This is a genomic window from Algoriphagus aestuariicola (assembly GCF_017254835.1).
Taxonomy (GTDB): Bacteria; Bacteroidota; Bacteroidia; order Cytophagales; family Cyclobacteriaceae; genus Algoriphagus; species Algoriphagus aestuariicola.
Genome location: NZ_JAFKCW010000003.1, coordinates 440,971 through 455,626, shown reverse-complemented (window position 1 = coordinate 455,626; position 14,656 = coordinate 440,971). Strand labels below are relative to the sequence as shown.

Sequence of the window (14,656 nt, the reverse complement as noted above, 5' to 3'; positions counted from 1 at the left end):
TCGATAGGGTGGGGATAAAACTATATGCCGAGTTAAGATAATCAAATGCTTTCGCCCGAAATCTTAAATAGCATGGTAAATTTATGCTTTAATCCACTCTGCCATGAAAAACCTGACTCTTTCCCTATGTATGCTGACGATGATAGCTTGTGGACCTCGGGAACGGATATCAAGAGAGACCTTTGAGCAGGTAAATGAGGCCATGGAGGTAAAGCGTCTGACCGAAGTCGAGATCCTGGAGGAGGCTATGGTTTGGGGAGATTCTTTGACCGCAGAGGCTCAGGCCCAATTGATTTCCAAACTTCAGCGGGCAATTTCTGAAAATGGTACAGTGGGCGCTTTAGAATTCTGCCAACTACAGGCGCTTCCAATACTCGAAAAAATAGGCAAGGAGCGTCAGGTGGATATCCGTCGGGTGTCCAACCGGAATAGAAATCCATCGAACAAGCCGGATGCAGACGAGGCACCGCTATTGGATGCGTATGAATATACCGCAGAAAACGGGGGGAAAAGTGATCCCAATATTCAAAAGATCAATAACGGCGAGGTATTTCTCTACACTAAGCCTATTGTTATTCCTGGAGGCTTCTGTCTTGCCTGTCACGGCGATCCCGGTAAAGGCATCGATGACGCTACTCTCCAGAAGCTTACGGAGCTCTATCCCGAAGACAAAGCAATTAACTATAAGGAGGGGGATCTCAGAGGGATGTGGTCTCTGCGAATTCCAAAACGGGAAGTGGTGAAAAGACTATAAAAACCGCAGATTTCAGATTTTTATAAAATTTCCGTCGATAAATGTTGCCTTTTCAAGGCAAGCTCTTGAAATGTGGTTTCTTGCTGTTGTTTTTTTGATCGGATTGTGAGAAGAATTTTTTTTGTATTCCTCCAATATTGGCGAAAAATAAGATGGCCGTTTGTATAAACAGCATAATACAGTCAGTTTTTGGCGCTAAACAGGTACACTTTTAGCCAAAAAATGGGTGACATTGTGGTTTAATTTTCATTAACCCAAAACTGCCTATGAAAATCTCTACTCATGTCAGGCTTCTCTGTCTGTCATTCTTGATGTGCCTTCTATTTTTGGGCACTGCGCAGGCCCAGACCCGGGAGGTGTCTGGTGTAGTTATCTCCGGTGAGGATAATTTGCCACTTCCAGGAGTTTCCATTCTCCTCAAGGGCTCCACGTCAGGTACAGTCACCGATGTGGACGGTAAATTCCGAATCGCCGTTGAATCCGACCAGTCTGTCCTGGTTTTTTCCTTTATCGGTTTTACCACCCAAGAGGTGGTCGTCGGTTCGCAAAGTGTGCTTGATGTCCGTCTCGCTCCCGATACCAAGTCCCTCGAAGAGGTGATCGTGGTAGGTTATGGTGAGCAGAAAAAGGAGACCATCACGGGCTCGGTTGCCACTGTCAAAGGTGGTGAACTGGCCAAGTCGCCCTCGGTCAACCTATCCAACAACATTGCCGGTCGTATGCCGGGTGTGGTAGCCGTAAACAGAAGCGGTGAACCAGGATATGACGGGTCTGCGATCCGTATCCGTGGTTCCAATACCTTGGGTAACAACGATGCACTTATCGTAATTGACGGTATCCCGGCGAGGGCTGGGGGCATCGACCGTCTGAACCCAAATGACATCGAGAGCATCTCCGTATTGAAAGATGCGTCTGCTGCCATCTATGGTTCCCGTGCTGCCAACGGTGTGATCTTGGTCACTACCAAGAGAGGAAAGAGTGGTGTACCAGAGTTGACTTTCCAAGTCAATCAGGGTTGGGCCCAGCCTACGGTAGTCCCTGACTTGGCCAACGCTGCGCAATACGCAGAAATGCTCAATGACTTGAACATTTACGAATTGCCTACAAGCGAATGGGCTGCGGCTAACCAAGCTTACAAGCAAAACGGAGAATATACTCGGCCAAATGGCCAAGTAAGGTCTGCTCCTTATTCTCCAGATGAGCTGGAGCTGTACCGAAATGGTTCCGATCCTTGGTTCTATCCAAATACCGACTGGTATGACGCTACGCTGAAAAACTGGTCTCCACAGACTCGGGTAAATGCCCAATTAGTCGGAGGTACCGACAACGTGAAGTACATGACATCCATCGGTTTCCAAGATCAGGACGCTTATTATATCAATTCGGCGACTGGATTTAAGCAGTATGACATTAGGCTAAACTTGGATGCCAACATCAACAAGTACATCAAAGTGGGTGTAGGTATCTTGGGACGTGAAGAAAGAAGATTCTTTCCTACGCGAGGAGCCGGAGCCATTTTCCGTATGCAGATGCGTGGGAAGCCCAACCAGCCGGCTTATTGGCCAAACGGGCTGCCAGGTCCTGACATTGAGAATGGTGAAAACCCAGTCGTGATCACCACTAACGCTACCGGCTATGATCGCGATACCCGCGACTACTTCCAGACCAACGGTACTTTGGAGATCAAGATCCCAGGTGTAGAAGGATTGAAAATTACAGGTACCGCTGCTGTGGATAAAACCATGCGTTTCACCAAGAGATGGGAGACTCCTTGGACCTTGTACCAATTGGGTTCTGGATTCGAGGAAGACGGTGTGACTCCTGTTTTGGTTCCTTCCAAGAGAGGCCCAGCGGATCCAAGGCTGACCGAGTCAAATGAAAACACGTTGAACATTCTTCTCGGAACCGTTGCTTCCTACGATAAAGTCATCGCAGACAACCACACCATCAATATCTTGGCGGGCTTCAATAAGGAGACCGTCGAATCCAACAACTTTAATGCCTTCAGAAGATACTTCCTTTCCACCGCCATTGACCAAATGTTTGCCGGCGGGGACTTGGAGAAAAACAACGGTGGCGGAGCTTACGAACGTGCCCGTCTGAACTACTTCGGCCGCGCTTCCTACAACTACAAAGAGAAATACCTTGCCGAGTTCCTTTGGAGATACGACGGCTCCTACCTTTTCCCTGAAAACACACGATATGGTTTCTTCCCTGGTATCATGTTGGGATGGGTCGTGTCCGACGAAAGCTTCTGGCAAAACTCCTTGGGCAAAACCTTTGATTTCTTCAAGATTAGAGGTTCTTGGGGTCAGCTGGGTAACGACCAGATATTCTTTGACCATGACGGACAAAATGGAGCTTCTTTGCAAGAGTATCAATTCCTTTCTACGTACGGATTCGGTTCTTACATTGTCAATGGGACAGAAGTAAAAACATTGTTCGAAAACAGAATTCCAAATACCCGGATTACCTGGGAAGTGGCCAACAACACCAACTTGGGTTTTGAAGGTCAATTCCTTCAAGGCAAGGTGTTCTTCGAGTTTGACTTGTTCTACAACAAAAGAACCAATATCCTTTGGAGAAAGAACGCTTCCGTACCCCAGTCCACAGGTTTGATCCTTCCAGCCGAAAACATCGGGGAAGTTGAAAACAAAGGCTTTGATTTGAACGTCGGATATAGGGGCAATCTTGGCCCAGTGACCTTCTCCGCATCGGTGAATGGAGGCTATGCCAAAAATAAAATTCTGTTCTGGGACGAGGCACCTGGAGCACCGGAATGGCAAAGATCTACCGGAAAGCCAATGAACACGTTCTTGGTTTACCAGTATGATGGGGTATTTGCTACCCAGGAGGATATCGATTCTGAATCTTTGGATTATTCCGCAATCACCAACAACCTACGTCCTGGCGACATGAAATATCAGGACTACAATGGTGATGGTGCGATTACCCCGGAAGACCGGGTAAGAATGGACAACAACGATATTCCAACTTTCCAAGGAGGAATCAATCTCAACATGGCTTGGAAAAACTTTGACTTGGCCGTCCTCTTCCAGGGCGCTGCCGGCGCAAGACAATACGTTAGTGCTGGCGAGTCCGGAAATATCGGTAACTATCTCTTGGACATCTATGAAAATAGATGGACTATCGACAACCCAAGCAGTGTGGATCCAAGAATTGCCAACAGAAGTGACCAGTACTATTCCAATAATAACACCTACTGGTTTAGAAGCTCTGATTACATCCGTTTGAAAAACTTCGAATTGGGTTACAATTTCCCAGCCCATTTGACCGAAAAGGTGGGTGTGAGGAATCTGAGACTGTACTTCAACGGTATCAACCTCTTTACTTGGGATAAGTTGAAGGTCTACGATCCTGAAACTAACAATAGTACAGGGCAATATTACCCTCAGGCCAGAATCATCAGCACAGGACTTAACGTTACTTTCTAACATTTGTGAATCATGAAAAGAATCAATAAATATTTTGCTATTCTGTTCGCTGCATGCTTCACGTTCACCGCATGTAACGACGACTTTCTGAACACCAAGCCTCTTGGCGAGGTGGACGAAGGAAGTGTTTGGACGGACATCAATCTGGCAGAAGCCTTTGTAGTGGGAATATATTCAGGTCTAGGTAACGGGGGCTTTGACGAGCAAATGCTTGCGTCTTTGACGGATGAATCCATGTTTACCCACCCTGGACGGGGTATCACTACGATCACTGAGGCGCGTTCCAACCCGGCCGATATCGGTTGGGTAAATGGTACGCTGTCTTGGCAGAATATGTATCTACGCATCAGAGCTACCAATCTAGCAATCGAGAAGCTGACCGATGAAGCTTTTCCTCACACTGGTGCCAGCACGGATCGGCTGATTGGTGAAGCCAAGTTTATGAGGGCCTATTATTCTCATCAGCTGCTTCGCTATTACGGTGGTTTCCCAATCGTCGACTTTGCCTATACCTTAGATGCCGAGACCTTTCTCGCTCCGCGAAACACCTTCGAGGAATGTGTGGAGTTTATCGTAAAGGATTTGGACGAAGCTGCTGATCTGCTCACTGGGCAGTCCGCGATACGAGGTCGGGCGACCAAAGTGTCTGCGTTGGCCCTAAAATCCAGAGTGCTTCTGTACGCAGCAAGTGATCTGCACGACGGCCCTACTGCAAAAGCCAAATCAGCTGAGTTGGCGGCCTATGGCAACCTTGATATCTTGGCTTATCCATCAGGCAACAGAACCGAAAGATGGCAGAGAGCCCAGGCTGCTGCCAAAGCGGTACTGGATGAACACACCGGAAATCAAATGGGCCTTACCGCTCCAGTAGATCAGGAAACTGCCATCCAAAACTACATTAACAACTCCATGGCCAGAAATGGCGGGGAGGCGGAGATTCTTTTAGGTAGATATTTCATCAACCTGAAGCAGGAAAATGGCGGCCGTCAGGGTCTCTTCAACGGTCCAAACGGATATAACAACTGGGCTGGGAATACCCCGGTGCAGACGCTGATAGACGACTACGAGATGATGGACGGTACCAAATTTTCTTGGTCTAATCCTGAGCATTCAGCGGCTCCATATGTAAACAGAGAGGCTAGATTCTATGCTTCAGTGCTTTATGACGGAGCGCAGTGGAAGCCAAGATCCAGTGCTAACCAGCCAAGAGATCCACTAGGTCAAATTCAGACAGGTACCTATGAAATCACTGGAGGTACCGGCACCCACTTCGGATTGGACACCAGAAACAGCCCAATCGAAGACTGGAACGGTTCGTATACCGGCTACTATTTCCGCAAGTTTATCGATGCCAACCCGGCCATCGTAGATCAGAACACTTGGCAACAAGTGCCTTGGCCAGTGCTGAGATATACCGAGGCTGTGCTCAACTATGTGGAGGCTTCCATAGAATTGGGTCAGGAGGCGGAAGCTAAAGCTTGGCTCAACCAGATCAGATTCCGTGTAGGTTTGCCAGCCATCACCGAAACTGGGGACGCCTTGAGAGAGCGGTATAGAAATGAACGAAGAATCGAAATGGCCTATGAGGAGCAGCGTTACCACGACGTGCGCCGCTGGATGATAGCCCCTGTGGCATTCAACAGACAGGCAAATGGTATCAACATCACTGCTACTTTCAAGCCGGGAAAGACTTTGGAAATCTATAGATATGATCCTACAATCTATAACTATGTCTACAAAGTAATCGACATGGATCCGGGTAAGGAAAATCGTAAGTGGTTGGATAAGATGTATTATCTGCCTATCCACAGGGACGAAATGAACCGAAATTCAGAACTGGTTCAGAATCCTGGGTATACCGAATAAAATCCTGATTAACTTGTCTGGGCTATTCCCTTTGGGAGTAGCCCAGATTTATTTGTATGAAGCTATTCCGATTGCCCATTAGCCTACTTGGCCTTAGCTGGCTTTTTTTTTCATGCGACAAGACTGCTGAGCAGACTTCCACCTCAAGCGCTCCTGCCTCGGATCCGATTTTTCAGCTTGTTCCGCCCGATTCCAGTGGAGTTTACTTTTCCAATCCAATCGAGGAAAATCTAAACCTCAATGTACTGATGTATGAATACCTCTACAATGGTGGGGGTGTGGCTGTAGGCGATCTCAACCAAGATGGCTTGGACGATATCTACTTTTCGGCCAATGTTGGCCAAAACCAATTGTACCTCAATGAGGGAGACCTCAAATTCAAAGACATTACCCAATCCTCAGGAGCCTCTGGCCGACCTGGCCCTTGGAAGACCGGTGTCGTCCTGGTGGATATCAACGGCGATGGCAAGCTGGACATCTACCTTTGCCACTCGGGAGCCTTGATGCCCGAGAAGCGCAAAAATGAGCTTTTTGTCAATCAGGGAAACAATGCGGACGGCGTTCCCCAATTCAGGGAAATGGCCGAAGAATTCGGCGTAGCCTCCCAGTCGACTACTACGTCCGCGGCATTTTTCGACTTCGATTTGGATGGTGACCTCGATCTTTTTCTCCTCAACCACAACACCAAGTCTATTCAAAACCATGATCCCGCTGTAACGCGTGCCTTGATGAAGGATAAGCATGAGGCGGGTTCCCAGCTTTTTGAAAATCAAAATGGCAAATTTGTCGAAGTCACCGAAAAAGCTGGAATATCCAGCTCTAGTCTGTCCTATGGACTGGGGGTCTCGGTAGCCGATATTAATTCGGATGGTTGGCCGGATATCTACATCGGTAATGATTATTCCATGCCGGACTATCTGTACATCAACCAGAAAAACGGGAAATTCAAGGACGAAATCCAGTCCATGCTGGATCACGTTTCCCATTTCTCGATGGGAAACGACATCGCTGACATCAACAACGACGGCTTCTTGGACATCTTGACGCTGGACATGCTTCCAGAGGACAACCAAAGACAGAAACTCCTGCTCTCTCCGGACAATTTCGAGCTGTTTCAACTCAATCTAGACCGGGGATTCTACTACCAGTACATGCGAAATATGCTGCATCTGAATACGGGTGACGGTCGATTTCAGGAAGTTGGGCAGATCTCTGGCATTTCGAACACGGATTGGAGCTGGGCGGCGCTGTTCTCAGACTTTGATCTGGATGGCTGGAAAGACCTTTTTGTGACCAATGGCTACCTGAGGGATTACAACAACCAGGACTTTCTCAAATACATGGATAATTACGTCCGTACCGCCGGAGGACAGCTGAAGCGGGAGGATTTGCTGAATCTGGTAAAATCCATGAGCTCTTCCAATCTTCGGAACTATACCTACCGAAATCGAGGGGATTTGACTTTTGAGAGTATTGGCACAAGCTGGGGCATATCCGAAAACGGAAACTCCAACGGTGCGGCTTATTCTGACCTCGACAATGACGGCGACCTCGATTTGGTGATCAACAACATCAATGCGCCGGCATTTATCTATGAAAATCTCGCGGTGCAAAAGGCGAAAGGCAATTTCCTGAAAGTCGAGCTGAAGGGCGAGGGCCAAAACACCCTAGGCCAAGGCGCTTTGGTGAAGGTCTATTCCGGAGGGAAAATGCAGATGCAGGAGCAAAATCTCTACCGGGGCTTCCAGTCTTCCGTTTCTCCCCTTTTGGTTTTTGGTTTGGGATCTTCCACAATCGCCGACTCAGTCTTGGTGAATTGGCCGGGAGGGAAAAAATCCAGATTGGCGGATCTGCAGGCTAACCAAAGCTATAGGATCGACCAGACCGAAGCCAGCCAAGCGCGAATAACACCATCTTCAAAAGTTTCAGTTTTGCTGACCAAGGCGGGAATTTTGACTTTGCCAAAGGGCCAGGAGGTAAACGACTTCAAACGCCAGCCCCTGCTGAATTTTGAAATTTCCGGCAACGGCAAAGCCATGGTCGTGGAGGATTTCAACGGGGACGGCAAAGCCGACCTATTTGTGGGCGGCAGTACAGGGGTGAGTGGAAGGATTTATTTTGCCCAGACCAATGGACAGTTTGGAAAAGCGGATTCGACAGCTTTCGCTTTGGCAGCGTCCAGTGCGGATACGGATGCGCTCAGCTTAGACGCCAACGGGGACGGCTTTATAGATATGTTGGTTGCTTCCGGTGGGATGTATGAGTATCAGATCGGCGACCCAGCTTTGTTGCCTAGACTTTATTTGAATGACGGCAATGGCAAGTTCAGTCTTTCTCCTGATGCGCTTCCCAAAGAGGCTTTCCCAATCGGCTCTCTTTTGGCACTCGATTTCAATGGCGATGGCCATGATGATATTTTTGTCGGAGGACGTATCGTTCCTGGACAGTATCCGACCTCACCTGGGTCTCGGGTTTGGATTGGTGATGGCAAAGGAAACTTCACTGATCAGACGGATGCGCTAGCTCCGGCTTTCAAAAGTCTGGGTATGGTGACCGATTCTGGCTTGGCAGACCTGAATGGCGACGGCCAGTCTGAACTCATCGTCGTGGGTGATGCCATGCCGATCACGGTTTTCGGCAAATCTGGCAATACTTGGCAAGAGGTGACTTCTACATATTTTGATAAAGCCCAAGTCGGGTTTTGGTCGGATCTGCTGATCGGAGATTGGGATGGTGACGGTAAGCCCGAGCTATTTGTTGGAAACCACGGTAGAAATTCCCAGCTTTTCGCCAGCGAGGGCCAGCCTTTGGAATTGTTGTACAAGGATTTTGACTCCAACGGATCCACAGATGCTATCTTATCCTATTACATTCAGGGTGAAAAGTACCCCTCCTCCAGTCGTGATGAAATCCTTGGCCAAGTGCTCTTTTTGAAGAAAAGATATCTGGATTTCAAGAGCTTTTCCGAGGTGAAGATGGATGAGCTTTTCACCGAGGAGGAGAGAAAGGATGCCAAGACCATCTCGGTAAACAATCTGGAGACAAGTTATTTTGCCCTCGGCCAAGACGGAAAATTCCAGAAGAGGAAACTGCCACTGCAGGCGCAGTTTTCGCCGGTCTTTGCATCTACCTCCGTGGACCTAAATGGAGACGGAAACCTCGATCTGGTATTTGGGGGTAATCTTTTTGACACCAAGCTGAAATTTGGCCGTTACGATGCAGATCATGGTTCGGTGTTTTTGGGCGATGGGAAGGGAGGATTTGAAGCGCTAGTTCCGTCGGCCTCCGGACTTTCGCTCCGCGGAGAGGTCAGAAGGGTCGAAGTGTTGGAGAATTCACTTATTTTCTACACCAAAGAAGATGGTATCCAACTTTATACCTACCATTTATCAAAAGATCAAAGTCAATAGTAAACCGATATAGTAATTTGAAATTTCCAATTACCCAGAATAAAATGAAAAAGTACCTAGCGGTATCCGGCCTGATCCTCATGAGCTTTCAATCGGAGGAAAGCGATATGTTTGAGGCCTATACCCAAAAGATTCCCGGCACTGAAGTCACCTTTGATTTGGCACCGATTCCTGCCGGAACCTTCAAGATGGGTTCAAACGACCCTAAGTTTCCAGATCAAAATCCCGCCCATGAGGTGAAAATCGATGCCTTTTGGATGGGAACCCATGAGGTGACCTGGGATGCCTTTGAGCTTTTCCTCGACAAGCAATACGAAGAATCCATGACAGAGGGCGGTGTGCCTGAGATCGTGGATGGCTTGACTCGGCCGAGCTTGCCCTATCTGGATATGACTTTTGGGATGGGAAAAGAAGGGAAGCCCGCCGTTGGGATGACCCAGTACGGAGCCCTGCAATTTTGCCGCTGGTTGTATCTGAAGACCGGCATCTTCTATAGAATACCTACCGAAGCGGAGTGGGAATATGCCGCTCGGGCAGGATCGGGCGACCGCTTTTTCTTTGGAAATGAGGAGTCAAAGCTGACTGACTACGCCTGGATCGAACCTAACAGTGAGGGAAGTACCCACCCGGTCGGAAAGAAGCCGGCGAATCCCTGGGGACTCTACGATATCTATGGGAATGTTCAGGAGTGGACAATGGACCTGTATGAGGAGGATTTCTACAAGCGCTCCGGCAAGGAAAATCCACTCAATCCCGCTGAAAAACTCTACCCCCATGTAGTGCGTGGAGGGAGCTTCAAGACTCCGGCAGAGCAGATAGGCTCGGCGATGCGGAGTGTATCCGACCCCGCTTGGAAGCGAATCGATCCCCAAATTCCAAAGAGCCAGTGGTGGTTCCCAGAGGCGCCCTTTATCGGCCTGAGACTGGTGAGACCACTGAATCCGCCGTCTCCCGAGGAGATCAAAGCCTACTATGAGCAGGCACCCATTGCTGATTATTGAACCTAAATAACCCCATGTCTATGAAAAATCTAAATTCGAGAAGAGACTTTCTCAAGACTTCTGCCCTGGTGACCGGGGGGATGATGGCACCTTCTTTTTTGGTGCCCGGAGCCTATGCTGCTCCAGCAAATGAACTGAAGCTCGCCGTGATTGGCTGCGGTGGACGTGGTACCGGCGCGGTATTCCAAGCATTCGAGACCGGCCATCCCATCAAGCTCGTAGCGATGGCTGATGCCTTTCAAGACCGTCTGGACAATAGTTACAAGGCGATTTTTGACAAGTATGGAAAAGACAAAGTCGATGTACCTGCCGAAAAGAAATTTGTGGGATTTGACGGATACAAAAAAGCAATCGCCGAAGCCGATGTGGTAATCTTGGCGACTCCTCCAGGCTTTCGTCCTTCGCACTTTGAGGAAGCGGTAAACCAAGGCAAGCAGATCTTCATGGAAAAGCCGGTGGCGACTGATGCTGCGGGTATCCGCAAAGTTTTGGCAGCCGCTGAAGTTGCAAAAGCGAAAAAACTGAATGTGGTCGTGGGCCTGCAGCGTCACTATCAAAACAACTACCGAGAGGTGATGAAGCGCATTCACAACGGAGACCTCGGTGAAATTGTCGGCGGTCAGGTGTATTGGAATGACGGTGGTGTTTGGGTTCGCGAGCGTAAGCCTGAGCAGACCGAGATGGAATACCAGATGAGAAACTGGTATTATTTCAACTGGCTTTGCGGCGACCATATCGTGGAGCAACATGTACACAATATCGATATCGCCAACTGGGCCAAAAACTCCTATCCGGTCAAGGCCGAGGGAACTGGAGGTAGAATGGTGAGAACAGGCAAGGACAACGGGGAGATCTTTGACCACCACGTATTGACTTTCACCTACGATGACGGAACTGTGATCCACTCCGAGTGCCGCCATTTTCCAGGCGCTGCAAATCGCGTGGATGAGACTTTCCAAGGAACCAAAGGGAAGGTGTTTCTAAGCGCCGGCAACCATGGCGTGATGACCGATTGGAAAGGAAATCCGATCTATACCCACAATCGCGAAAATCAGCCAAACCCTTACCAGACAGAGCACGACGAACTTTGGGCAGCTTTGGTGAAAGGCGAATACAAGTTTGCCGATGCGGAAAACGCCGCCAAGTCCACGATGACTGCCATCATGGGTAGATATGCGACTTATTCCGGAAAAGTCCTGACTTGGGACGAGGCGCTCAACGGAACGATAGATCTCTTCCCTGAGACGCTGGCTTGGGATGCATCGCCAAAATTGCTTCCCGGCGCCGATGGCTACTACCCGCATGCTATTCCTGGCAAAACCAAAGTGATCTAAGCCATGGAGAGAAGAGGTTTTATTAAGAGAATGGGTTTGGGCAGTGCATTATTGGGCACTGCCGGCGCCATGAGCATGCCGGCTTTTGCTGGGGTGAAGGAGGCAGAGCCTGCGTTCAAAATGGATTTTGCCCCGCACTTCGGCATGTTCAAAAACTCAGCACCTGGCGGTATTGTCGACGAGTTGAAGTTTATGGCGGACCAAGGTTTTCGATCCTTGGAGGACAATGGCATGCTGAAGCGATCCGTTGCCGACCAAGAGCTGATCGGAAAGACGCTCAATGATCTTGGGATGCGCATGGGAGTTTTCGTGATCGATGGAGGGGACAACTGGAAGGTTTCTCTCACCACAGGCAAGCAGGAGTTTTTGGATGTGTTTCTGAAGACCTGTCGTGAATCCGTTGAAGTAGCCAAGCGTGTTGGTGCCAAGTGGGCGACAGTCGTTCCTGGCTATTTTGAGAGAAACCTCCCCATGGGTGTGCAGACGGGCAATGTGATCGAAGCCTTAAAGCGTGGGTCCGAGATCTTGGAGCCTGCCGGCTTGACCATGGTATTGGAGCCCCTGAGTGACAATCCAGACCTGTTTCTCCGCCATGCGGATCAAACCTATATGATTTGTAAGGCTGTGGGAAGCCCCAGCTGCAAGATCCTCTACGATATCTACCACATGCAGCGCAATGAGGGGAACCTGATTGCCACCATGGAGAAGACTTGGAGTGAGATTGCCTATATCCAGATCGGGGACAATCCTGGACGGAAAGAACCCGGAACTGGAGAAATCCACTACGGCAATGTATTTAAGTACATCCATTCCAAAGGTTTCACCGGAGTGATGGGTATGGAGCATGGCAACGCTTTGCCTGGAGTAGATGGGGAAAAAGCCCTCATCGAAGCCTATAGAAAAGTGGACATTGCATGATAAAGCAGTTTTTCCTGGCCATTGGCCTGCTTTGGGCTTGTTTTGCACATGCCCAAAATCCCCAGTGGAAAGAAATCAATACACCAGTGAAAGCCTCCCTCAGGGGGCTTTCACCCGTTTCAGACCAGATCTGCTGGGCCAGCGGCAGCGGAGGTACTTGGCTGAAAACCATTGACGGAGGATTGACCTGGGAATATGGAGTGATCGCAGGATTGGATACGGTGGACTTTCGTTCCATTCAGGCATTTGATGCCCAGACGGCCGTTGCAGCTTCCGCCGGCCAGCCAGCCGTAATCTATCGAACCGAAGACGGAGGGAAGACTTGGGGAAAAGTTCATCAGGAGGGCGATTTGGCATTTTTTGATGGAATTGCCTTTTCGGGAACAAATACCGGTTATGTGATCGGGGATCCAGTGGACGGAAAGTGGATGATCCTAGAAACTAGCGATGGGGGTAGAAGTTGGAAGTCCTTGGCAAGCTCGCCCGATGCGGAAGCGGGTGAAGCTGCTTTTGCGGCCAGTGCTTCCTCGCTCACCGTGGGCAAGGACGGATTGGTACTCGGTACCGGAGGATCAGTATCCAATCTTCACTTGTATGATTTTAAGACCATGTCGTGGAGTAAGATGAAGACTCCGATGATACAGGGTCAGCCTTCGGAGGGAATTTTTGCAATCGCGCAAGTCGGGAACGCGATAATCGCCGTCGGTGGTGACTATACCAAGCTGGAGCAGCGCGAAAGGCATGCTTTTATTTACAAGAACGCAGCTTTTTCCTTTCCTGAGTCTATGCCCCTCGGTTATCGCTCTGGGATTGCTTTTTGGGAAAAAAATAACCTCATCCTCGCCGTTGGGCCATCTGGTTCTGACTTGTCAAGCGACGAGGGGAAAAATTGGGAAAATTTCTCCACTACTGGCTATCATGCGGTGAAAGTTTCTAGCGACCAAAAGGCCATTTGGGCCAGTGGTAGCTCCGGAAGGATTGGGATTTTGGTCAAATAGATTGGCCTGACATTTTTTGCCTCAATAGCAGATATTTATCCAGCAGGGAATTCTAAATACCAAGTTTTGGTTCGCGGCCGCTTTTTATCCAGCCCGTCGGTAGTATATTTAAGGAGGGAATTCCTGCTGAGTTCCAATCTTAATCCTTACGAATCTAGACCCATGTTTGAAATTATCCCCTCCATTTGGATTATTGATGGTAAATGTGTCCGCCTGAAAAGAGGCGATTTCGCCACTCAGGAGGTGATTTCAAATAATCCTCTGGAAATTGCGCAAGCCTTTGAGGGCATAGGGATCCAAAGGCTACACTTGGTGGATCTGGACGGGGCGAGAAGAGGAGAGCCGAAAAACTACCATATCCTGGAAGCCATAGCTGGGTACACTGACCTCAAAGTGGATTTTACCGGAGGGGTTTCTACGGACGGGGACGTGATCAAATGCTTTGAATTCGGTGCGAAAACTGTCACTGTGGCCACCGCAGCCGCCAATTTCCCGGAGAGGTTTGCCCAATTTATCCTTTCCTATGGGAGGGAAAAGATCAACCTGGCCGCCGACACGAATCCGGAAGATCACAAAATCAAAATCAGAGGATGGTTGAAAAAAACCGAAATAGATCTTTTTGACCATATCGAATTCTTCTACGAGCGAGGATTGAAATACCTCAAGTGCTCTGATGTGACAAGGGACGGGGTGATGCAAGGCCCGAACTTTGAACTCTACGCAGAAATCATCGAAAAGTATCCTTCTATACACTTGGCCGCTTCGGGGGGAGTTAGGGGTGTGGATGACTTCAAGCAGCTAAGGGATCTTGGAATGAAGGCGGCAGTATTTGGCCGGGCGTACTACGAAGGCAAAATCAGTCTGAACGAGCTTGAGAAATTTATCTCTGAGTCATAGAACGAAAAAAGAGGCTAAAAGCC

The 14,656-nt window shown here is 49.0% G+C and carries 9 protein-coding genes; all 9 read left to right on the top strand.

Translation table 11 applies throughout. The features are described from left to right. The first annotated feature begins 103 nt into the window (after positions 1 to 103). Positions 104 to 754, top strand: coding sequence for a Tll0287-like domain-containing protein (locus J0A67_RS14630; protein ID WP_206570107.1), 651 nt, complete (start codon positions 104 to 106; stop codon positions 752 to 754). 266 nt (positions 755 to 1,020) lie between these two features. Continuing rightward, entirely contained in the window at positions 1,021 to 4,209 is a 3,189-nt protein-coding gene (locus J0A67_RS14625) for a SusC/RagA family TonB-linked outer membrane protein (RefSeq protein WP_206570106.1), read from the top strand. A 12-nt stretch (positions 4,210 to 4,221) separates the two neighbouring features. Continuing rightward, complete coding sequence (locus tag J0A67_RS14620) at positions 4,222 to 6,075, top strand: RagB/SusD family nutrient uptake outer membrane protein (RefSeq protein WP_206570105.1); 1,854 nt, start codon at positions 4,222 to 4,224, stop codon at positions 6,073 to 6,075. Between the two features lie 56 nt (positions 6,076 to 6,131). Continuing rightward, positions 6,132 to 9,485: a VCBS repeat-containing protein gene (locus J0A67_RS14615; protein WP_206570104.1), complete on the top strand. Its 3,354-nt coding sequence runs from the start codon at positions 6,132 to 6,134 to the stop codon at positions 9,483 to 9,485. A 44-nt stretch (positions 9,486 to 9,529) separates the two neighbouring features. Beyond that, positions 9,530 to 10,486, top strand: coding sequence for a formylglycine-generating enzyme family protein (locus tag J0A67_RS14610; protein WP_206570103.1), 957 nt, complete (start codon positions 9,530 to 9,532; stop codon positions 10,484 to 10,486). Positions 10,487 to 10,506: 20 nt separating this feature from the next. After that, entirely contained in the window at positions 10,507 to 11,820 is a 1,314-nt protein-coding gene (locus J0A67_RS14605) for a Gfo/Idh/MocA family protein (protein ID WP_438839591.1), read from the top strand. Positions 11,821 to 11,823: 3 nt separating this feature from the next. Then, the gene (locus J0A67_RS14600) at positions 11,824 to 12,738 is read left to right on the top strand and encodes a hydroxypyruvate isomerase family protein (RefSeq protein ID WP_206570101.1); all 915 of its coding nucleotides are present in this window, start codon (positions 11,824 to 11,826) and stop codon (positions 12,736 to 12,738) included. After that, complete coding sequence (locus J0A67_RS14595; protein WP_206570100.1) at positions 12,735 to 13,736, top strand: WD40/YVTN/BNR-like repeat-containing protein; 1,002 nt, start codon at positions 12,735 to 12,737, stop codon at positions 13,734 to 13,736. Before J0A67_RS14600 ends, J0A67_RS14595 begins: the two co-directional genes overlap by 4 nt. Positions 13,737 to 13,898: 162 nt before the next feature. Next, positions 13,899 to 14,633 carry a 1-(5-phosphoribosyl)-5-[(5-phosphoribosylamino)methylideneamino]imidazole-4-carboxamide isomerase gene (locus tag J0A67_RS14590; protein WP_206570099.1) on the top strand — a complete coding sequence of 245 codons (735 nt, stop codon included), beginning with the start codon at positions 13,899 to 13,901 and terminating at the stop codon, positions 14,631 to 14,633. The last annotated feature ends 23 nt before the right edge of the window (positions 14,634 to 14,656 follow it).